The organism is Lepagella muris, assembly GCF_004793975.1.
GTDB lineage: Bacteria > Bacteroidota > Bacteroidia > Bacteroidales > Muribaculaceae > Lepagella > Lepagella muris.
The window spans coordinates 18,828-40,997 of sequence record NZ_SRYB01000002.1 but is presented as its reverse complement, the minus strand read 5'-3'; the positions used below and the strand labels follow the sequence as shown (position 1 = coordinate 40,997).

Sequence of the window (22,170 nt, the reverse complement as noted above, 5' to 3'; positions counted from 1 at the left end):
CTCCATATAATAACATAAAAAACAGTGCTGACGTTTCAAAAGCGTCAGCACCATTTTTTTGCCCTAATCCTACCTGGGTCTTTAAGTGCTTCTCTCATATATTAATATTTTTGTAGCATCTACAGATTTACGAGCAAACGGAAGAAGACAATCTTCTTCTACAATATCCACTGCCTTACCAATAATATCTGAAAGATTTGAAATTATTCCACCAATAGTAAATAAGGATATATTTTCCTCATTATCATAAGTGACCAACAAATCCACATCGCTATCTTTAGTAGCAGTACCCTCTGCGTATGAGCCAAATAGCCATGCTTTCTTAATTGGGAAAGCCGGTAATGCCTCAATAAGATGCTGGATTATAGAATCTCTTTCACTCATATAGCTTAATCTATTTGCCACAAATAAACAAAAAAAATTTTTTATATCAAAATACAATAATATGTTTTATAACACGTTTTAATAACATAAAGCATTTTTAAGCGAGCTGACGGCTCTATTCCGTAGATCGGGCAGCTCATTCGTGACAACCCATTGAGGGGACTGGCAATCCCCTTTTCGTGACAACCCAGAGGGGTCTTTATATCAACTGTAGGCTTTGGCAACCTACTGACCCCTGAATCCGAATTTTGCAATTTATCCGGATTCGAATCCAGTGTTAGTTTATGTCATCAAAAGTGCGTCAGAAATGGCGACGGGTGACTATTGTGTAACGAAAACAGGTTATTGTGAAAACCAAGTATCTTTTACTATCGGTTGTATTCGCCGCATTTTTATCGTCTTCCATGCCTCAGGGAAGCCATTCACTTGAAATCGGTAGCGAAGCTCCTGCTATTGAGCTTTCTTCCGACGCTGTTATCAAAAACCTCGACATGCTTAACGGTAAGTATGTCTTAGTAAATTTCTGGAGTGCCGCTGATGCCCGATCAAGGATCAACAACAAGCGGCTTGCTGATTTATCTGCATCTCTGCCTGCCGACAAAATAGCATTTGTCAGCATCTGCACAGACACCGATACCACAATTGCAGATGAAATCCTAAAAGCAGACAACGTACCTGCCGACATAATCTATTTGTCAGCAGCTGACACCACTCCACAGGTTACAGAAGATTTCCAGACCGAGACCGGTCTACGGTCATTCCTCATTGACCCATTCGGAAACCTCTCCGCCGTAAGTCCCTCTAACGAAACCATCAATTCCAAAATTTTCAACTGATCCCCGGTAAGCACCCCAAAATAACGGACGCATCCCCGAAATCAGAAAAGCATGTCTCCCGATATGTAGTTACGACAATATCAACCGCATATCGGGAGATTTATTACAATAATCTTTTGCCTCATTTAGCAAAGATACAATGAATCCAAGACATTAATCTCTCTTTGTAAATCTTCTTCAGTATATTTTTTACCAAATCCAAACCGATCTGCCTTAAAGCATCGGTCTCTATATCTGGAGAAAGCCAACCCATAAATCATCAAATCATATCAAATACTTGATTTAGAACCTCAGTTCCAACATTTACGTTAACGTCATCAAAATTCAAAACAGCAGGAATAAGCGTTGTATTTATGTATGAATCAGTCATACTATTCCCACATCCCTTATTATATTCTTGCCAAAAAGCCATCAGACCTTTATTTCTATCCGAAGAAGATGCACCATAAAATAGCATTCAAAAGGATATTATTTTCAACCGATTGACTCAAAATAGAAATTTCCAATTAAGCAAAAAAAGAGTATAACTATCTTGAGAAATGAATCATCTTTTCACAACAAAATAATAACGTCTCCGTTTTCTCATTGAGAATCAATCTAATTTACATTCAAATATGGTAAGACAATAGCACGTAAATCGGATTGACTTCTAACATGAGTAAAATAAATTATAACGTTAAAATAGAATGTCATGGCTCTTGAAATAAAAACAATTCCAGTACTTACTGGTGAGGCAGCCGAAAAATTCTTACAAGCTGCTGAAGAAAACGAAGTAAATCCTCGTCGAGAACGTATTCGATTTTCAATGGAAGAAATAAGGCAAATTGCCAACAGTGGAAAGAATCGTCTTAAACATTTACAAGATGGGCTCAATAAGTCTTAAAGATTTAGAATTGCTCCCGGTATTAGATAGCAATTCTCTAATTGGGTTCTCCTGTGGGAACAAAGATCTTGATGATTTCTTTGCAAATGACGCATTTCTTTATGCTGAGCAATTGCTCGGAAAGACATATTATTTTGTAACTAAGGGTGAAAAACCTAAAATAGTTGGAGCTTTCACTGTCGCCAATGATAGTATCAAAGCATCTCTGATTTCTTCGACAACAAGAAACAAAATACAACGTAAAATACCAAATTCCAAACGAACTAGAAGTTATCCTGCAATTCTGATTGGACGTCTGGGAGTATGCTCTTCTTTAAGGGGAGAGTCTTTAGGTAGCCAAATACTTGACTACATAAAAGGCTGGTTCTTCTCCCCTGATAATAAAAGCGGCTGTCGTTTTATTGTTGTTGATGCCTATAATATTATTAATGAGAACAAAGAATACAGACAAAGCAGCGTTCTTCAATTTTACGAAAATAATGGATTTAAATATCTCTATCCAAGTGAAGAAGAGGAAAGAGAAGTATTTGGAATAGCTGATGACGCGCCTCTCAATACACGACTGATGTATTTTGATTTACTAACCTTGAAGTAGTTATACTTCAAGGTTAAACTTTGTATTTATTATAATTAAGGAAAAAGTTTTGTTTTTATTGGTTATCTTGCCAGGGAGACGTTGATGGCGATGCCGTAGTTGGAGTTGGTAGTAGGATAGGCGGAGTTCGACACCAGCGGCGTGTTTGCCTGATGATCAAAGAATGCTGACAATGTGATTTTCTTGCTTAGCTGATAACTTGCCATAAAATTGACCGAGAATGTCTTTGTGCCCTGTGTCGGCTGCGTGTATGCCGTCTCTATCCGTCGTATCAATGAGAGATTGTTGCTATATGCAAAATCAAGGTTCACGGTGAGGTCGTTGCTGATGCCACCCTGCTTACTACCTATCTTTATTATCTTACTGAAATCTGCAAGTTTCCATCCCGCACCCACGGATAGCTGTCGGCTCGTGGTCTCCACAATCTGACCCGCCGACGTATTCAGATTCAAAGTGCGTGCATCACGATACTCCGCATTTACTGATATATCATTCTTAAACGTCATGTTGACTCCGATAAGCGGAGCAAACTTCTCCGTGATAGCCACAGATGAAATATTATATGGGGATGACGGTATCGGATTTTGTGTAAGCTCATCGTATGCAAAACCCATACCGTTGCCCGCGATACCCACCCAATTCATGAAACTGGAATAGCTGCCCACTGAATATGTGCATTGATACGCATGGTTCACGGTGAACGTCTTGAAAATCTTACTCATGTTGCCCAACTGCATGAAACCGTCGTAGGTGACCCGCCAGTTAGGACGCATAGCCTCCAGTCCGGGAAAATGCTGCAACGTGACCTTATCCGGAGAATATCCGCTGTAAGCTGCGATGAATGCCGGGATAAGCACGTCGGAGCTTGTAGGACTCACTCCACCCGTAGCCGGATTATATGGCGTGCCGGCAAGTGGAGTGTCAGATATGAATCCGGCGTCAGGATACGTGGTGCCGGCATAACGCGACTCTATACGCTGCGTTATCACCGGTATATAGTCAAGGAATTTGGTGAACGCCTCAGATGAATAACCGTTATCCGCCTTCGAACTGCGCAATGCACTCGCTATCGCCACATGAGTACGCGTATATGAACCCGTATGAGTCGTAGGCATCCCGTCAAACATAAACTGCATCTGGCGCGTCCTATTGTCTGTGAGATTACTCGTCAGCACTATCTTCAATCCCCTGACAGGCTCAAGCGTGAGCTCGAAGTTAAACTCCTTTCCCTGATTCCACACGGCGGGTGAAGTCATGTCGGCTCCAGTAAGAAGCCACCCGCGGTCAAGTGCCTTGCTCACGTATGTTTCATCATAGAATCCGAATGCGAAATCAAGACCCGGTGCCATCGGTCCATACTTGTTGCTCTGTCCAAACACGTCGCCCACGTTTGGTGAGAACTGCGGAAGATTGAGCGAATGAGAACTTCTCCATTTGAACGACAGGCTACGCGGCATCATGGCGAATCGCAAGGCATGATCCGTCAGCTCCTTCATGAAGGATTTCTTCGGCTCCTTACTGTCCTCCCTCACCGTCAGCTTGATATTATGCTCACCACGCGTCAGGATCTCTATCGTATTCTCGTCAACAACGCGAGTCTCCAGCTTCAGCGGTTTATCTTTCTCCGTGGCATTGACCTTTACCTTCTTTGTCTTCAGATTATGCTTCACCAGAGTAGACGTATCTGCCGAGAGATTGATGGCACGTTCAAACTTCTTGGCTATCGGGCGGCGGGTCTGTGCCGTCTGCTTCCTTGTGCGCGCCGAAGTCTTGGCAAAACGTTTGTTGATGTTCTGAAGATATTTCGACTTATTATAAAGCGTCTCGAAATTAAGACGAGCATCAGCATTCCAAGTGGTCTGGTTCTGTATTGAATTGCCGAGATACACATCATCCACAGTCGAACCCTTATCCCATCTATAGGTCGAGGTATAGCTTACGCTTCCGGTAAGATAGTCAAGCACCGGAATCTTATTGAATGGCGCACGGTAAGTGCCTGTGAACGTCTGATTGTAGTTCCACGGAGTGCCGAGACCTTTTATCGATGACCACACCGTGTCTTTCCAATCGCGATATTTATCCGGGAACAGCCGCTTATTGACCGCACCGATTGTCTCCTCTATCCGTGCCGTTGTGTTGCTGGCAAACGAGAGGCTAAGCGACTGAAGGAGATTCCACGTCAGATTCAGCTGACGGTCCCAAAGGAAATTCTTACTTACCTGCACGGGAAGCTGGAAATCGACATCAACCTCGCTTCGCGTCTGCTCCTCATAATAATATCGCGTGATATTGGTGAAGAAGGTTATGTTGCTGGGCAACCAATTGATACCCCAATCCTTGAAGAATTTGGCAGTCTTCCCCTTACCCTTTATAAAGCTGAACGGCTTCAACGGCTTGATGTAAGGATTCCAGGTATATTGGAATGAACCGCGATAGTCGTAGGTGTTCTGATACTCCGTGTTCGGGTCAGCATTCCTCTGCTTGTTAAATGAGAACGAGAGTTGGAAATTGGCAGGATCCCACGGCATGGGATTCTTGCTCTGCACATTGAATTTCAGATTTGACAGAGAGAAACTCTCCACTCTCTTCTGAGTCACGGCAAATCCCTTGATAGAGTCACGCTCATGCTTTGTAGCAGCGGCATCCAATGCATCCTTCAGAAGTATATCCTGGTCGAGAGGGTTATACTTGGGAGTGGTGCGCTCGTGAGAACGGGAGTAATACACCGGGGCACTCAGCTTTGCCGCCGCCGGAAATACCTTACCCACATCCCCTTGCACTGCAAAGTTGTATTGTTCATAATCATCGAGCCGTCGCGATGAAAGCCCCTGGTCTACCCCACCGAAGCCTGCCGTCTCCTTATGCATCGAGAAATTCATCATGCCGAGATCGCTCATCGTCAGGTTGGCATTGACATTAGCAGCCCATCCACCACTCTCGTTGAAATCAGTCACACGCAACTCGTTGACCCATATCGTGCCATCCTTCACTGAGTTTGATTTATTCCGTATGCCTATAAGCATTGTCCTGACATCGCTCAGACTCGGATTGCCAAGCACGCTGACTGTGTTATGGTCATTATTTGGATCGCGCATGGAGTATAGCACATTATAGCCCACTCCGTCTACTCTCATGCTCTTATCCCTGTTGCGTGCCACCTTTATATCAGTAAAGACATCAAACGGCACGTTAAGGAAGTTGGAGATAGGCCATACGATATTCCTGTCTTCCGACGAATAATTATCGTAGCTGCCGGGAGGGGTCAGTTCCAACGGTATCTCATATTCATAGTAATTATTCTTCACGTCGGAACCCACGCGCACGAAAAGCGCGAGATCCCCGTTCTTCAGATTTGTCTTATCATCAATCGGAGCCTCAGCGTGCACCCACATCTGCATACGACGATATATGCGGAGATCAAGCTGAGTATTCTTGTATGCGCCCCTACCGTCGCCGGGCTGAAGTCCGGTGAGCTTCATCTGAAGCGACTGCTCATTAAGCTGGGTGGCCTGCGACTGGCTGGCATCCTGTATTCTGCTGACGTCGGGAGGAAGGACATAATTCACCGGCTTACGCCCGCTGTTCTCCTCTATATTCACCACCGACATGTCGAGTTCACCCTCTGCAGGAGAATCATCACGGCTGTTGAGATTAAACTTATAGTCGCGCCATTCCCCCCTGACAAGTTCGAGAGAGGCAAAACGCAGATGCGTCACCTCCCGGAAGCCTGTCATGAACATACGTGCAAAACGTATTGTGGAGAAATCCTTTATGTCGCCCACCACCTTCTCCGGTTGTCCGAGGGGTATCTTGAATAGATACCACACCACTGTGGCAGGTCCTTCGCGGGTAGTCACAACCGTCTCCCTCCGGTCGGCGATATAGTTCTTTCCTACCTCCAGATCCTCCGGACGTATCGACACCCTATATTGGAAATATCTTTCATATTCATTAAGAGTGTTATCCTGATTTATATCCTCCACGTCGGGCACACTACGCGATGACTGATAGTAGGGGTTATCGCTCTGATCGGGCGACAATGAGTTACCCTCCACTCCGTTGTAATGCTTGTAGCGGTCAAGGATGGATGTGCGCTGCTCATCATAATAGGGGCTGCGGTAGAAGAAATAATTGTCGCCGGCAGGGTCATTCATAGCGGAGAACGGATCATCCTGCATCTCCGTTATGGTTGAGGCGGGTAGTTTAGAGCGTAGTTTGGCAAGATATTCCGAATAGGAGCTGAATCCATACTCATCCTCATTGGGAAGACCGTCAAGACCCACGTCCTGCTTCAGACGAGCGTCAGGACCATTCTCGAATGCGTATGTCAACGAGTTTTGTGACGACACGCGCCCCCACTTTGTCTCGGTCAGGAATTGGGTGTTGCCATCTATCGGTATACCGTTCTCATAACTCTTCATACCATCCTTCAGAATATCCTCGCTCACCTCTCCGAAGTTGAAATAGAGGTCGCCGCCGTCGCGGTTGGGATTTTCCGGGTCAAGGAATGGGTCAAGCATCCAGAACTGGAGATATTCCACATTGGAACTCTCGAAATTCGTGTTGTCCATCTTCCGCATTATGCCGCCCCAACGCTTCTCCGGATTCAACAGACGACCGCGTTCATCTATATTGTCGGCATCAAGATTGTAGGGACCACGCTCAGTGGGATAGAATGAGAGGTTAAGGGTCTGAACATAGTTGGACTCCCCATATACCTGATCTCTACCGGGATAGATCTCGCGCACCGTTATCTCGCGGACGTATGGATTGGATAGCTGTTTGAGGTCATTGCGCAGATAACCGGGAAGCATGGAGGAGTTTTTCTGGGTCCACATCCTGTCGATATAGTTCCATGCCAACAATGCGCGGTTCTTGCCGTAATCGACGTTATCGGAAAGTGCTGCCTCCGGGAAAAGCGCGTCTGCACCGCCGTCGTAAGGTGTGGAGGCAAGCGTCCATGAGTATGGGTTGCGGAGGTCGGTGCTTATCTGAGTGCTTTCAAAGTCATCAATATATGATGAGCCGCGTGTTGATCCGGATTTCTGGCTGTGTGGCACAAGACGCGCAAACTCCGCGCTCAACCGCAATGAGGATGGGGAGACTGCATTGATAGTCGGCACCTTATTGAGAAGATTGGTGAGCCACATGAAATCCTTATTGTAGCTGAGATTGACGCCAAACATAGTGTTGTTGATCACCTCTTCACCGATATTGACCTTCTCTGTCAAGGCTTTCTCCGAGAAATGAAGGATGGTACCGCCAAGGGTGAAATCCTTATTAAACTTATATTGTGCGTCAAGACCGAGCAGCGTCTTCCGCTGCATGCTGTAGAGCGACTGGTTTTCAAGCGTGACACTCACGTTGGTGCCGGAGTCAATGATGCTCTGGTTGGTGATGGTCACGATGCCCATGCTGTAGTCTACGGTATAGTCGCTATTCTCGGTCAGCACAACACCACCCGCCATGACCACTACCGAACCTCGCGGCACGTTCATGGCATTAAGGCGTATCTGCGCACCATTTGAAGCCTGATACTCCCCGACAAGTGAAAACTTATTCTTGTCGGCAAACTGACGTGCAACCACAAGCGTTGAGTCATACAATTCCTTATACACGTATGCAGCAGCTATCGCCGGATCCCCAATCTTGCGCTCAAGATTGGAACCGAACGGTTCCGCCACAGGGAATATGATCTTACCATTGGAGGCATCCACCGTATAACCCTCGATGAAATCGAAGAAACCGTCGGGATTTGACTCCTGATTGGAGTCAAGACGGTCAAGGTTCATCAGCTGTAGTATCGGCTTGTTGGAGACTGACGGAATCGGGAGATAATTTATCTCGGTGCCTGTCGTGTCGCTAAGATACTTTATGTTGAGTTTGAAGTTCTTCCGCTGAAGCTGATATGCTCCGAGTGCATACACGTTTTTCATCATAAGCTTCCACATAGGGAGTGCCGGAGAGACGGTCGTACCGCGAAGCATCTTCAGATAAAGACACTGGTTGGTGGAGGTGACATCGCTTGAGAACTCCCCTACCTGATATACTTTTCCCTGATAGGTATATTCAAATGCCACGGCAAGCACCTCATCCGTGTTAAGAGCTGACTTCAGGGAGATGTAGCCCAATGTGGAGTTGAGCGAATATTCCGACGATCGCAAAAGACGTGCACTCTCCACCTTCTCGAAATCCTTACCACCGGTTATGCCGTAGTTCTGAAGCGGAGCAAGCACCTGAGTCACCTGATTGATATTACGGGCATCAGGATAATCCGACTTTATAACGTCAAGAAGATTGTTCGAACGGTTTGACGGCACATTCTCCGAAAGATTCGGTTTCCAATAGTCATTGGCAAGACGACTGTTTTCACCTATATCCATGAAGCCTACGAAGTTGCGTGATTCCTCGTAACGGTTGCTCTTGTTGGTGATCCACACCTCTATACGAGTGATGTTGATACCTGACGAAACGTGAGGCAGTTTCGATGCAAACTCATCATAATGGTCGTAGAAATATTGTGCGAGGAAGAAATGCCGGTTGGCATCATAATTGTCGGCCTTTATGGAGAATGGCGTGCGCTGCACCCCACCCTGTGTGTTTACCGATTTCGATTCACTGTTCTGTTGGCTGACAAGCCCTGTCAACGTCAATTTGCCAAACTGCAGTTTGGTCTTCAGTCCGAATAGTGATGTACCTCCCCTTATAAGGCTTGATCCGGTGGTCATGCTGACGTTGCCCGCCTCAATGCTCTTGATTATCTCATCCTCCTTACCCTCATAATTGAGTTTCAGATTCTTGGAGTCGAAGTCAAAGGTCGCGTCGGTGTTGTAGGTCATGTTGAACTTCATCTTATCACCCACCGATGCGGCAACCGTAGCCTGTATCTTCTGGTCAAAGTTGAGGAATGTCTTTCTTCTTGACCTCAACGACAATGCCGGATTGTCGGTCTTGTTGCTCTTTATCCCCATTGAGAGCTGCACGGAGCCTTGTGTGGTGAGACGGACGCCACCCGGACCGAACACCTTTTCCAGCGGTCCGAGTGCGAAGTTCATATCAAACAGGTTGAACTTCTCATTATCCCTATTCTCGAATATCTCGGCGTTACGGCTTCTGAAATACCCATACATGTCGCGGCGAGTCAGAATCTTACCATATTCCTCAGGAGTCATCATGTATGGCGTCACTACCTCCCTGTCGCCCACGCGCGTCCGCAGCACATACATCCCCAACTCCGGATCATACACCGCCTCTGTCTTGATATTGGAGGGGGTAGATAGATCGGCGGCATATTCCCTGCCTGCATAATCCTCATAACTCGTTGGCAACGTGCGACGTACTGCCGACCGCATGACCGCGCTGTCGGTGCCTGATGCTCCGGCTACGCTCTCCTCTGTCGGTGGTGGAGGTGGAGGCAAGATCTCTCGCTTATATTGGGCAACACATAAGACAGACACTGCCAGCGTCATCAACGACACCGACATCCATCGTGATATATGAGTGACTGTCTTTTTGCCAAAAATCATTTCAGAGCATCTTGAGAGCAAGTTTTATTGCTTTCTCTGTGCTCAATCCGGGATCAGACATGAATACTTTCTTCAACGCTTTCTGACTCTGTTGGGCTGTAAATCCAAGCATTATGAGCGCGGCTATAGAATCTTCATAAGCCTCTCCGGCATTGGGAGCACTCTCATTTAACGAGAGTCCCGAACCTTTTATTTTATCCTTCAGGTCAACTATGATACGTTGGGCGGTTTTTCCCCCTATACCCTTCACGGCTTTCAACGCGGCATCCTGTCCGGCAGCAATCGTATCCTCAAGCTGGTCAGCGGTCAGCGACGACAGGATAAGACGTGCAGTATTCGGACCGACACCGCTCACGCCTATCAGCAGACGGAACAATTCCCGACTTTTTTTAGTAAGGAATCCAAACAATACGTGGGCATCCTCACGTATTGACTCATGCACGTAAAGTTTCACCACATTCTTACCTGCCGCACCATTAAGTTCGGCATAATCAATAAGCGTGATATTGATCTCATACCCCACGCCATTAGTCTCCAACACCGCCACAGTCGGAGTCAGCTCCGCCACCGTGCCTTTTATATAATCTATCATTCTACTCAATATTATGGGTATCCACCCTCTATTTCACCACAAAATTACGAAAAATCCCCATTCAACAAAACACCCACACCAAAATAATCCCGATTTCAACCATTTTAACTTCGGAAGTTGCACTTTCAGAAAACTTCAGCTATCTTTGTGCATTATAATCTGAAAAAGAGGTTTGAATTATGGCACAGATTAAATATCCTATCGGAATGCAATCCTTCCGAAAAATCAGAGAGGATGGATATGTATATGTTGACAAAACCGAATATATCCATAGGCTTGTTACAGATGGAAAATACTACTTCCTGAGTCGTCCCAGACGATTCGGGAAATCACTGCTGTTATCTACAATCGAGGATTTTTTCCTCGGCAACCGTTCCCTTTTTGAGAATCTCGCCATATCGCGTCATGAACACGATTGGGAAGCGCATCCTGTGCTACACCTCGATCTATCAGGCTGCAGATGCGACTCTCCGGAAAGCATTGACAAGCATCTCGGCATGTATCTTTCAGAATGGGAAAGGAAATACGGGGCCCCATCCGACGGCTCTCTGCCAGAAGAAGCACGCTTTAGGGAGGTTATTATCAATGCCCATAGACTGACGGGGAAAAATGTAGTGATACTCGTAGATGAATACGACAAGCCGCTTCTTGAGACGGTTGAGAACAAACCATTACAGGACATTTTCAGGAATAGGCTCCGTGCTTTCTATTCCAATTTGAAGAGTCAGGACGCCCACATACGTTTCGCCATGCTCACCGGAGTGACTAAGTTCGGACATCTCAGCATATTCAGCGACTTGAACAACCTCAACGACATATCTCTTGACAGAGAGTATGACGGCATTTGCGGAATAACCACTGATGAGCTGCATGAATATTTCGATTGTGGAATCTCGGAATTTGCCAAATCTGCCAACAAATCTGTTCAGGAAATCTATGACCTTCTGAAATCAAACTATGACGGATATCATTTCTCTCCGGAGACATCCACTGACATCTATAATCCTTTCAGTCTTCTGAATTGTCTGAATAAGAAATTCATCAGGGATTATTGGTTCAGTACCGGCACGCCCACATTCCTTATAAAAATGATACTGGCAAATAGTATCTCCATCCAAGATCTCTCAGAATTGGAAACATCACTCTCCTCTCTCACCGACATCTCCTTCGACCTCGGCAACCCGATTCCCGTACTCTACCAGAGCGGCTACCTCACCATAAAGAGTTATGATCCGGAACTTGACTCCGTATTACTCGGATTCCCCAACAAAGAGGTGGAACGCGGCTTCCTCAATAACCTGCTGCTCCTCTATACCTCCACATCCCCCCGACGGTCACAATTTTCAGTAATCAGTTTCATAAGGGATCTTCAGAGTGGCAATGCCGACACATTCATGGAAAGACTAAAGAGCCTATTCGCTGACTTCCCCTACGATTCATTCAACATGCTCCAACTTGAGCAACACTATCAGGACGTAATCTACATCCTTGCAAAGCTAATGGGCTTCAGCACACACGTGGAATACATGACAGCCAACGGACGCATAGACCTCGTAATCAAGACAAAAGACTACATATACGTCTTCGAGTTCAAGATTGACAAGACACCCGAACAAGCTCTTGCTCAAATTGACTCCAAAGACTACCTCCTCCCTTTCCAAACAGACAGTCGCAAACTCATAAAAATCGGAGTAAACTTCTCCAGCAAAAAACGACTCCCCGACAATTGGAAAATCATCGAAACCTAACAAAGGAAGAAATCATAGTGCAGATCAACAAACACTATGATTTCTTATATTTTACATATACATCCGTATAATCAATTTTTTATTATTCTCAGATTTTATTATACAATCAGCTGAATTACAAAAAATAATACCCATTTATAAACCAAAAACTTTTAACGATACAAATCGTACGATAATAAAAATATGTTATTATCCACATCTTCAACCATTAGACAACAAAAAATATGTCACTGAATCTAATATAGGGCAAAAGACAAGCTCACCTAATAAAAATATATCGATTTATTTTGATAATAATAGTAATTTTACTATCTTTGCAACGTCCAATTAAAACAAGAGTACAATGAAAATTTTGAAAGCGAGTGAGATCTTGCAGATTCTCTACGATGATGGATGATATGTTGCCCGACAAAAGGGTAGCCATCGACAGTTAAAGCATCCGGATAAACCCGGCACCGTAACTGTAAATGCAGAAGGGAACACTGATATTTATGGTTTTCTTTTACGCAGTATTGAGAAACAGTCTGGTCTCAAATTCTAAACAATGGATGGGGGCTAATTGCCTCCTCCATTTTTCAAAATAACTTTAATGCTCTTTATTGGATTTAATCGGCGCGGAGAATGTGCCGCGCCGATTCTCTTTAGAATAATTAATTTCACGATTATATGGGAAATATTGTTATTGATGTCGCTAAAACCGAATCCGGATATTGTGCAGCATGCGATATACTTCCGGGATGGGTTGTGGCAGTAACCGGTGATTTCGCCACATTGGATAAGGAAGTGAGAGAGAGCATAGACTTTTTCAGAGAATGTGCTTTAGCTGACGGTGTGGAATATCCGGAAGTACTTGACGAAGATTTTGTAATTGATTATAAATTTGACATAAGAAGTCTGCTTTGCTTTTACCAAAGCATCTTCTCTTTTGCAGCATTACAGTATATCACAGGCATAAACCAACGACAGCTTTGGCATTATGCAGCCGGCTATTCTAAGCCACGGAAGGCACAGGCTGACAAGATTGTTGACGGTCTGCACAAACTTGGTAAGGAACTTTTACAAGTCTCTGTTTAATTGGACACTAAACATCGGCTGGAAGAGGTTGCAGTTCATGACTTTGAATTGCAACCTCTTTTTTTGATGACTTATACCTATTTATCTTTTCCTTATGGCATGGTAAAGGATTTGTCCGACCGGTAGACCTACCTTGACTTTCACTTTTCCGTTTCCGGCTTTGATATAGGGTGTAACGATTGGTTCGGGCTTGTATTTAGAGGTACCGATTGTTTGAACTGCCTGTGCCCCGACTTCCACCCCGAAGTTTTCTGATACCCCATAATCCACATATCCACCGAAACGGGAGACATTGTAAAATCCGATCATTGCCGGGGGCATCGGTGCCCCATTCGCCATCTTCGGTGGACGACCGAAATAGTATGTCCCGAATGCTGTGGCTGATAACCTGTCGTTAAGTCGGTAGGTAATTGAACCGTTGACACCGAATTGTGTGTGAATACCCCGTATAAAGCCGTATTTGTTAGCCATACCTCCGGCATAGATAGAGAAATTGCCGATGTTCTGGTATAGACCTATGGAACCACTGTCGATCCTCATCAGTTCGGGGAAAACCGTTGTGAAGCCGTGAGCCACTATCCTGCCGCTACCCCACCCGAAGACCGTAGCCTCTCCTGGCGTAAATGAGTAGAAGGGTAAGTCTAAAGGGGCATAATTCCCAAACTCCGACATTCCGGAATTTGGGAATACCGGCATATATGGGAGTGTCAGGTCAGGTTTTATATCAATTGAGTCCTTTGCCATCTCAAATGGCTTCTGCGAATCTATTATATGATTGCTCTCAGCTGAAATACTGTCTTTCAACACAATCCCCTTCTCTGTCTGTGCGTATGTCTGCGCGTATGCACAGGTGGAAATCATCATCAAGCAACCAAGTTGAATATATCTCATATCTTTTTGTTTTATCTCTTATTATTAATAACTTATTTTGCCTATCTTTATTATGACACAGACTTGGCTAAAAACTCCTATTCTTTATTCAAAAAAATAAATAAAATACCAATAATTTTAGGCATTATTGATAATAGCTATTCAGCCAATCCAACAACATTAAATTATTGATTACAAGTGTAGGGATGCTCCCCGGAGCATCCGCGCGCCAAAATCTTCACCCTTGATACAGACGGATGCTCCATGGAGCATCCCTACAAGTCGCGGTAAATCAACCTAAACTTAAGGTGAATAGTCATTATTGATATCGGGAATCGTTAAAATTAGTTTAGAAGAAAGGGAAGTTGTCAAATATGCATTATTAGATGAAAAGGATTTTGTAATTTTGCAAAATGATTCAATCTTTTAATTCTTCTTTGCTTGAGAATGCGGTGGAGCAGCTGTCGAAACTCCCCGGTATCGGAAGGAAAACCGCCCTCCGTCTCGCGCTACATCTGTTGCGTCGCGATGAGGAAGAGGCAGTGGCTCTCGGTGAGGCGGTCATTGCTCTGAGAAAAAACATCTGTTATTGTTCCAGATGCCATAATATCAGCGAGACGGAAGTATGTCCGATTTGCAGTGACCCTCGTAGGGATTCCCACGTGGTGTGTGTCGTCGAGAATGTGAAGGACGTGATCACGATCGAATCCACGCATCAGCATTCCGGGCTGTATCATGTGCTTGGCGGACTGATCTCCCCTCTCGACGGCATAAGTCCAGCAGATCTTGAGATTGAGAGTCTTGTCAAGAGAGTGACCGACGATAATCTGAAGGAGGTGATTCTCGCCCTGAGCCCTACAATCGAGGGTGACACCACAAACTTCTACATCTACAGGAAGCTCGCCGACCTGCCGGTGGAGGTGACGATGCTTGCCCGCGGCATAAGTATCGGTAATGAACTGGAATATACCGACGAACTTACTCTCGGCAAGTCGATTCAGAACCGTGTGCTCTTCTCCTCCACATTCCCTAAAAGATAATCTCATATCTTTCCACACATTACATACCATCCGAACTATGTCTGAAAAACAACGTCTGAATATACGTGCATTGGAACCCGGCGATGCTGATTTCATGTATGAGGTGGAGAACGATTCCTCTGCCTGGAGATACAGCGACACTGTGGCTCCCCTCTCCCGCAGGATTCTGCGCGATTATGCCCTCAATTATGACGCCGACCCATTCTCTGCCGGACAGATACGCCTTATAGTCACTGAAGAGGGGAACAATACCCCTGTCGGGATTGTTGATTTATATGAGCTTTCGCAGCGTCATCTGCGTGCGTTTGTAGGCATTTACATCTGCAGCGACTACCGCAGACATGGTTACGCCGCCGAAGCGATAAGCATGATGGAGAAGTATGCATTCCATACGCTTCATCTCCATCAGCTCGGCGCAAAAATAGAGGAGAGCAACACTCATGCGATACGCCTTTTCGAATCGCTCGGCTATGAATGCAGGGGCAGACTTAAAGAATGGCTCAGCGCACCCGACGGATGTTATTCCGACATGCTGATCTACACAAAGTCGCTCTGAACGCACTGACCAAACGCGAATACTCCTCCTCCCGGAAATACCCTCTCACCCCCTTTTTCTTTAACAATTCATTTTAGATACTTAATGAAAGTACTTAAATTCGGAGGCACATCAGTAGGTTCTATCGAGAGCCTCAGAAACGTGAAAGCCATCGTGGAATCAATCGACGGACAGGCAATCGTGGTGGTCTCGGCTCTCGGCGGACTCACCGACCGGCTAATTGCGGCGGCAAAAGCTGCCGCCGACAACAATCTGTCGTATCTTGATGATGTGAAGTCCATGACCCAACGGCATATCGACATCATTGACAACGTGGTAGATGAATCTCGCCGAAATGAGGTGAAGGAACGCGTGCTCGCTCTCCTATCGGATCTCAAGAGAATGTATGACGGCGTGTATCTTATACGCCATCTCCCTCAGATGACCCTTGACATAATCGTGAGTTTCGGCGAACGTATGTCTTCAATAATAGTGGCTGCAATGATAAAGGATGCCACCCGTCATGACTCCCTGAATTTCGTGAAAACCGAGAAATGGTATGACAAGAGCATTGCCGATCAGAAACTGACCACGGAATTGATAAAGAGAGAATTTTTCACTCCGTTCGTAAAGGCGATTGTGCCGGGATTCATCTCCACCGACAAGCGAACGGGTGACATCACGAATCTCGGACGCGGGGGGAGCGACTTCACAGCCGCGCTCATTGCCGCTGCGGTTGATGCCGAAGTGCTTGAGATATGGACCGATGTTGACGGTTTCCTGTCGGCAGACCCGCGCGTCATCAATGATGCCGTGCTCGTGTCGCACATGTCGTTTATCGAGAGCATGGAGCTTTGTTCCTACGGTGCGAAGGTGATATATCCACCGACGATATATCCCGTATTCCATAAGAATATACCAATAAAGATCTTAAACACTTTCAACGCCAGCGCACCAGGTACCCTCATCACCGACTCTCCCCTACCTGACGACCTTCCGATAAAGGGGATATCCATACTGAAGGAGACCACCCTTTTCCTTCTCGGAGGGAATCTGACGAGGGGAGTGAAGAATTCCGTATCGCGCACGTTTAATGCGCTTGCAAAAAAGGGTGTGAAGGTGTTCAACGTGACCCGTTCCGATGGGAAATCCGGACTGTCGTTTGCCGTGGCGAGCAGCGATGCCGACACAACGTTTGACCTCATCTGCCGAGAATTTGCGCCTGAACTTTCCGACGGCATAATCGCACTTCCGGAAAGAATCGACAATCTTGCCACGATTGCCGTGGTGGGCGACAACATGCGAGCAAACCATCGCACCGGAGCACGCATACGGAGCACACTCACCCGCAACGGATTAGCAATCTCCGCATTCTCGGAAGGGGCTTCCGACACGACCATGCTCTACATGATTGCCGCCGCCGATGCCAATTCCGCACTCCGTCAGATCCACACTCTTCTCTTCTGATTCTCTTCTGAGAAGAGACGTTTTTTCTGAAATCAAAAATATTTATTAATTTTGCAGCCTATGGAGATAAAAAATGCAAAATATGAGATCAGCAGTGCGAAAGTTTCGCAATGCCCTGATTCTAATGTGCCGGAATATGCGTTTATCGGCAGGTCAAATGTGGGGAAATCCTCACTGATAAACATGCTGACTAAATCTCGTGGTCTGGCAAAGACATCGCAGAAACCCGGCAAGACTCTCCTGATAAACCATTTCCGCATAAACAACGGCGAATTCTATATCGTCGATCTCCCCGGCTACGGATATGCCGCACGCGGCAAAGCCCAGCGAGAGGAGTTCAAGGAGATGATTGAAAGCTACATACTGTATCGAGAGCAGATGGTGCTTCTGTTCCTGCTTATCGACATACGGCATGAGCCGCAGAAAATCGATCTCCAATTCCTTGAATGGCTCGGGGAGAATGGAGTGCCGTTTGCAATCGTCTTCACGAAGTCCGACAAGCTTGGACCTATGGCGGCGCAGACAAAGGTGGAGCACTATAAGAAAGTGCTTCTCGAGCATTGGGAGGAGCTTCCTCCGATATTTGTGACTTCCGCAGAGAAGAGCACCGGACGCGATGACCTGCTCGACTATATCGAACGGATAAATACAGAAATGGCAAAATAAAGGATTACAAAATCTAACGATAATATAGATTTCACTAATATACTCCTGACAGGAATGAATCTTAAGAAACTAATAAACGGCAATAGCCGCTTCTCGGAAATAGTCCGCTTCGGCATTGTCGGTGCGCTCGCAACTGTATTGCAATATGGTTTCTACATCATATTCGTGCATGCTGTCGGAGTGAAGGCTGTCCCATCCTCAATGATAAGCTACGCGCTTAGCTTTATAGTCAATTTTTTCCTGTCGAGCTATTTCACGTTCCACAGCCGCCCGAATGCGAAGAAAGGGGTTGGGTTCGCACTCAGCCATCTTTTCAACATGGGATTGCAGACCGGTCTGGTGGCGATATTCCAGCAGATAGTCGGCAAGACTTTGGCTCTTCTACCTGCCATGATAATCTGCATCCCTGTGAACTATCTTCTCGTCAGATTCGCCTTCACGAGTAAATTCTTCGGAGGAACTTCACGCGCGGCTACTACACCCGCCAAAGATCCTTCGCTGCTTACGGATGAGGAGTCGCTGCTGAAATGACTTGAAAAATCAACTTAGTCATCTAAACCATAAAACTAAAATATATTTATGAAAAAGATTGCTATGGCTGCCGATCATGCGGCCTTTGAATTAAAGGAAATCATCAAGCCTTATCTCCGCGAAAAGGGGTATGAGGTGGTGGATTTCGGTACTAATTCCGCAGAATCATGCGACTATGCCGACTTTGCTCATCCTGCAGCAAATGCCGTGGAAGCCGGGGATTGTGATTTTGGCATTGCCATGTGTGGATCCGGCAACGGCATTCAGATCACCCTCAACAAGCATCAGCAGATACGAGCCGCACTATGCTGGCTCCCGGAGCTTGCAAGCCTTGCCAGACAGCATAACGATGCCAATTTCCTTGTATTGCCCGCACGATTCATCTCTCCGGAGCTGGCAAAGGAGATTGTAGACGCTTATCTCGCTGCTCAATTTGAAGGGGGACGACACGCCCGCCGCGTGGAGAAAATACCCGTGAAATCCAAAATCTCTTTTGAATCGCAGGAACTGATCTGATGAAGACTATTGAGATCGCTCTTTCCGACCTCCACTTCCATGCCCGTCATGGGGTATTCAAGCAAGAAAACATTGTGGGCAACGAGTTCATCGTTGCCCTTAATGTAAGAATACCATTCACGGATGGAATAGATGATGATGACCTTGACGCCACTATCTCCTACGCTGATCTGTATGACATAATCGCCGATGAGATGAAACGTCCCCGAAAACTGCTGGAGACTGTAGCTAATGACATCTGTCTGCGAATTTGCGGGAAATGGCCGCAAATTCTATCCGGAGAAATAACCATCTGTAAATCAACACCTCCAATTCCAGGAATAACAGGAAGTGCAAGTGTCAGATTATTTTTTTGAAAATTTTTACAAAAAAATTTGGTGGAATGAAAAAAAGTGCCTAACTTTGCACTCGCAAAAGGGAAACAACGACACCCTAAAGCAAATGGTTCCTTAGCTCAACTGAATAGAGCATCTGACTACGGATCAGAAGGTTGCAGGTTTGAATCCTGCAGGAGTCACTTAAAGGATGACTGAAAGTCATCCTTTTTTGTTTTCTTGGGCAGCTAAGACAGCTAAGACCACTTGGACTGATTGGACTGCTAAGACCTCTTGGACTGCTAAGACGTCTAAGTAGTCTTAGCAGTCCAATCAGTCTTAGCTGTCTTAGCCGTCTTAGTGCTTCAGAAGCTTTTTCGCAAAGTCATAGTCCGGCTCTGTCGTGATCTCTTCTGAGATGGATGTGCCCATCACTTTACCTTCCTCGTCAAGGATGATCAGCGCACGTGCGAAGAGTCCGCGCAACGGTCCGTCAAGCAGCTCCACACCATACGTCTTGCCGAAGTCGCTGCGGAATGCCGACGCTGTGTAGACGTTATCTATGCCATTGGCTACACAGAAACGTGACATGGCGAATGGGAGATCCTTTGATACGCATATCACCACGGTATTCTCCAGTTCTGACGCCTCCTTATTGAAGCGTCTGACAGAGGCTGCGCATACATCTGTATCAAGACTCGGGAAAATATTAAGGACTACCCTCTTCCCCTTGAAATCATGTTTGTTGATATCCGTGAGATCCTTATTCACTAATACAAAGTTGGGTGCCTCACAACCTGCCTCCGGCATTTTGCCGGATATGTGCATAGGCGAACCCTTCAAAAATACTGTTGTTTCCATCATTTATTAATTCAAAAAAAATAAGTATTAATTTATTTAAGAGTTAATGTTTATGGTTTATGGTTTATGATCATTAAATTTTGTATAATGAAAAGATTCGTGGATTTTCGTGAATCTTAAACCTTAAACTATAAACTTTAAACCACTGAAGTGCAGCTTGCGAAACTTCAGTTAATTTACAAAAATAGGCGGATGCAGAATTTCCGCATCCACCTATAATAACCGATTTGCACCTTTTTTGGTTTAATCCGCCAATTTATACCTCATTACTTGAACACTACATTATCGACGTGCTCGCCAACCCAGATGCGTGCCATGTCGCCCGTCTTGTACCATTTCGGTTTGCCCGGCATATCGTCTGAGATACGTTCGCCGTTGATGACGAGATTTTCAAATGTAATGTCTGTCACCTTACGTTCGGGTGAGTAGCCGCAGATTATCGACATCTCGGCATTCTTGCCATTGTATACGATATCCTTGAAAAGGACGTTGCTGACCGACGTGCCAGGTGCCGCACAATATTTCTTATTGAAGAATATGCGGATGTTGACCAACTGCCCCTGACGGAAATCCTCAACGCGGATGTTGTCAAAGACTACATCACGCACCACATTGTTGTCGGCACAATTTATGGTGAAACATCCCTGATAATCTATCTGCTTCTCCTGATGGTCGAGAATGTCGATATTGCGATACGTCAGATTTCTGATCGTGTCGGCAGGGGCATCCGGACCTATCTCCGTAGCCGCGCCGTGCAGACCTATCATTATAGGATGTGCAACGTCAGCCCACAGCGTGGAGTTCTCCATCTTTATATTGCGGCATCCACCCTTAAATCCCTTACGGGTGGCATAGACCGTGTTGCAGTCATCGCTATTCCGGCAGAACACCCCGTCGTAGCTCACATTATCGCTGGCAAACACGTTCATGCCGTCGCCCCAGCCATACGAGCTTATCGACTTCACATTCGTTATGCTCACACCGTCGCTCCCCCCTACAGGTATCTGCGTCACGATGACACCATCCGCCTCAATGTTGCGCGAACGGCATACGTATATACCTTCGCCTCGTCCTTCCGGATGCACCTCGCCACGCCCGAAGAAACGCACATTCTCCACTGTGTCTGCACGAAGCTGACCGACCACACGTGCGCCCCCATCAATATACACTGTGTAACCTGACGGAACCTTCATTACCCCATCGGGCAATTCATGACGACCGGGCGCGAAATAAATTAGCTTGCTACCCTTCTTCCCTGCCCTCTTAATCTCCTTGGCAGTGGGGCGGTTCTTGTCTATAGGATTGGCGAAAAGATGAAGATTATGGAATATGTCGCCGTTCACTTCAACCGAAAGATTCATCGGGCGACTCAGGGAGAAGAGAAGCGTATCCCCCGTGACCTTCGGCGTAATGTCGTAGCTTAGCGGACGTATGCGTGATTCCCTGACCCGCTCGCGATTGCTAACGACCCTCACATCTGCCGTGCCGTCAAAATCAAAATATGCCATCGAGGCAATCTCAACGTGATGTCCGGTGCCGATCACCTGATCCACTTTCACGGGATATACCGACACGGGATGCCAGTCATCTCCCTGACGTACCTCCACTGTGAAGTCATCTATCGTCTCAACTCCCGGTCCTGCCGGATACGTCACTATCTCTGATTTGGCGGGAATCATGGAAATCCCCGCCATTATAAATGATAATACCGTTATTCTGCGTCTCATTTTAC

18 protein-coding genes, 1 tRNA gene and 1 pseudogene are annotated in these 22,170 nt (G+C 46.0%); 14 read left to right on the top strand and 6 right to left on the bottom strand.

The genetic code is table 11. The features are described from left to right. Positions 1–81: 81 nt before the first annotated feature. On the bottom strand, positions 82–384 hold the full coding sequence (locus E5331_RS01755) for a nucleotidyltransferase family protein (protein ID WP_123482955.1): 303 nt from the start codon (positions 382–384) through the stop codon (positions 82–84). A 347-nt stretch (positions 385–731) separates the two neighbouring features. Here E5331_RS01755 and E5331_RS01750 point away from each other — a divergent pair, with 347 nt between their 5' ends. The 3 genes from E5331_RS01750 (at position 732) to E5331_RS01740 (ending at position 2,698) form a co-directional block, all read left to right on the top strand. Beyond that, a complete protein-coding gene (locus tag E5331_RS01750) occupies positions 732–1,220 on the top strand; it encodes a TlpA family protein disulfide reductase (protein ID WP_135986129.1) in 489 nt (162 codons plus the stop codon). A gap of 691 nt (positions 1,221–1,911) precedes the next feature. Next, entirely contained in the window at positions 1,912–2,103 is a 192-nt protein-coding gene (locus tag E5331_RS01745) for a hypothetical protein (protein ID WP_123482959.1), read from the top strand. After that, positions 2,084–2,698, top strand: a complete 615-nt coding sequence (locus tag E5331_RS01740; protein ID WP_123482961.1) for an N-acetyltransferase — start codon at positions 2,084–2,086, stop codon at positions 2,696–2,698. Before E5331_RS01745 ends, E5331_RS01740 begins: the two co-directional genes overlap by 20 nt. Positions 2,699–2,760: 62 nt before the next feature. On the opposite strand, the gene sov is transcribed toward E5331_RS01740, so the two are convergent. Together sov and ruvA are read right to left on the bottom strand one after the other, a co-directional pair. Continuing rightward, positions 2,761–10,224, bottom strand: a complete 7,464-nt coding sequence (gene sov / locus E5331_RS01735; RefSeq protein WP_275441027.1) for a T9SS outer membrane translocon Sov/SprA — start codon at positions 10,222–10,224, stop codon at positions 2,761–2,763. 1 nt (position 10,225) lies between these two features. Then, positions 10,226–10,816 carry a Holliday junction branch migration protein RuvA gene (ruvA, locus tag E5331_RS01730; RefSeq protein ID WP_123482963.1) on the bottom strand — a complete coding sequence of 197 codons (591 nt, stop codon included), beginning with the start codon at positions 10,814–10,816 and terminating at the stop codon, positions 10,226–10,228. Positions 10,817–10,995: 179 nt separating this feature from the next. On the opposite strand from ruvA, the gene E5331_RS01725 reads away from it, so the two are divergent. The 3 genes and pseudogenes from E5331_RS01725 (at position 10,996) to E5331_RS01715 (ending at position 13,638) form a co-directional block, all read left to right on the top strand. Beyond that, positions 10,996–12,564, top strand: a complete 1,569-nt coding sequence (locus tag E5331_RS01725) for an ATP-binding protein (RefSeq protein WP_123482965.1) — start codon at positions 10,996–10,998, stop codon at positions 12,562–12,564. Positions 12,565–12,976: 412 nt separating this feature from the next. Next, positions 12,977–13,105: pseudogene (locus tag E5331_RS20580) on the top strand (type II toxin-antitoxin system HicA family toxin); the annotation flags it as partial. Between the two features lie 125 nt (positions 13,106–13,230). Then, positions 13,231–13,638, top strand: a complete 408-nt coding sequence (locus E5331_RS01715) for a hypothetical protein (protein WP_123482966.1) — start codon at positions 13,231–13,233, stop codon at positions 13,636–13,638. A gap of 81 nt (positions 13,639–13,719) precedes the next feature. Here the strand turns inward: E5331_RS01715 and E5331_RS01710 are convergent, their stop codons facing one another. Further along, positions 13,720–14,529 carry a hypothetical protein gene (locus tag E5331_RS01710; protein ID WP_135986131.1) on the bottom strand — a complete coding sequence of 270 codons (810 nt, stop codon included), beginning with the start codon at positions 14,527–14,529 and terminating at the stop codon, positions 13,720–13,722. A 392-nt stretch (positions 14,530–14,921) separates the two neighbouring features. On the opposite strand from E5331_RS01710, the gene recR reads away from it, so the two are divergent. From recR to E5331_RS01670, 8 genes are all read left to right on the top strand, one after another. Then, positions 14,922–15,548 carry a recombination mediator RecR gene (gene recR, locus E5331_RS01705; protein WP_168355108.1) on the top strand — a complete coding sequence of 209 codons (627 nt, stop codon included), beginning with the start codon at positions 14,922–14,924 and terminating at the stop codon, positions 15,546–15,548. A gap of 37 nt (positions 15,549–15,585) precedes the next feature. Beyond that, positions 15,586–16,104: a GNAT family N-acetyltransferase gene (locus E5331_RS01700; RefSeq protein WP_168355107.1), complete on the top strand. Its 519-nt coding sequence runs from the start codon at positions 15,586–15,588 to the stop codon at positions 16,102–16,104. A gap of 84 nt (positions 16,105–16,188) precedes the next feature. Further along, positions 16,189–17,550 carry an aspartate kinase gene (locus tag E5331_RS01695; RefSeq protein WP_123482969.1) on the top strand — a complete coding sequence of 454 codons (1,362 nt, stop codon included), beginning with the start codon at positions 16,189–16,191 and terminating at the stop codon, positions 17,548–17,550. 60 nt (positions 17,551–17,610) lie between these two features. Then, entirely contained in the window at positions 17,611–18,216 is a 606-nt protein-coding gene (yihA, locus tag E5331_RS01690; protein ID WP_123482970.1) for a ribosome biogenesis GTP-binding protein YihA/YsxC, read from the top strand. A 54-nt stretch (positions 18,217–18,270) separates the two neighbouring features. Next, positions 18,271–18,747 (top strand): GtrA family protein, encoded by a 477-nt coding sequence (locus tag E5331_RS01685; RefSeq protein WP_123482971.1) that lies wholly within the window; start codon positions 18,271–18,273, stop codon positions 18,745–18,747. A 48-nt stretch (positions 18,748–18,795) separates the two neighbouring features. Further along, entirely contained in the window at positions 18,796–19,263 is a 468-nt protein-coding gene (gene rpiB / locus E5331_RS01680) for a ribose 5-phosphate isomerase B (RefSeq protein WP_123482972.1), read from the top strand. Next, entirely contained in the window at positions 19,263–19,619 is a 357-nt protein-coding gene (folB, locus tag E5331_RS01675; RefSeq protein WP_123482973.1) for a dihydroneopterin aldolase, read from the top strand. Before rpiB ends, folB begins: the two co-directional genes overlap by 1 nt. Before the next feature lie 87 nt (positions 19,620–19,706). Next, a tRNA-Arg gene (locus E5331_RS01670) sits at positions 19,707–19,780 on the top strand. Between the two features lie 154 nt (positions 19,781–19,934). On the opposite strand, the gene tpx is transcribed toward E5331_RS01670, so the two are convergent. After that, a complete protein-coding gene (gene tpx / locus E5331_RS01665; RefSeq protein WP_123482992.1) occupies positions 19,935–20,438 on the bottom strand; it encodes a thiol peroxidase in 504 nt (167 codons plus the stop codon). Between the two features lie 266 nt (positions 20,439–20,704). Continuing rightward, positions 20,705–22,165, bottom strand: a complete 1,461-nt coding sequence (locus E5331_RS01660; RefSeq protein WP_168355106.1) for a glycoside hydrolase family protein — start codon at positions 22,163–22,165, stop codon at positions 20,705–20,707. Positions 22,166–22,170: the final 5 nt, after the last annotated feature.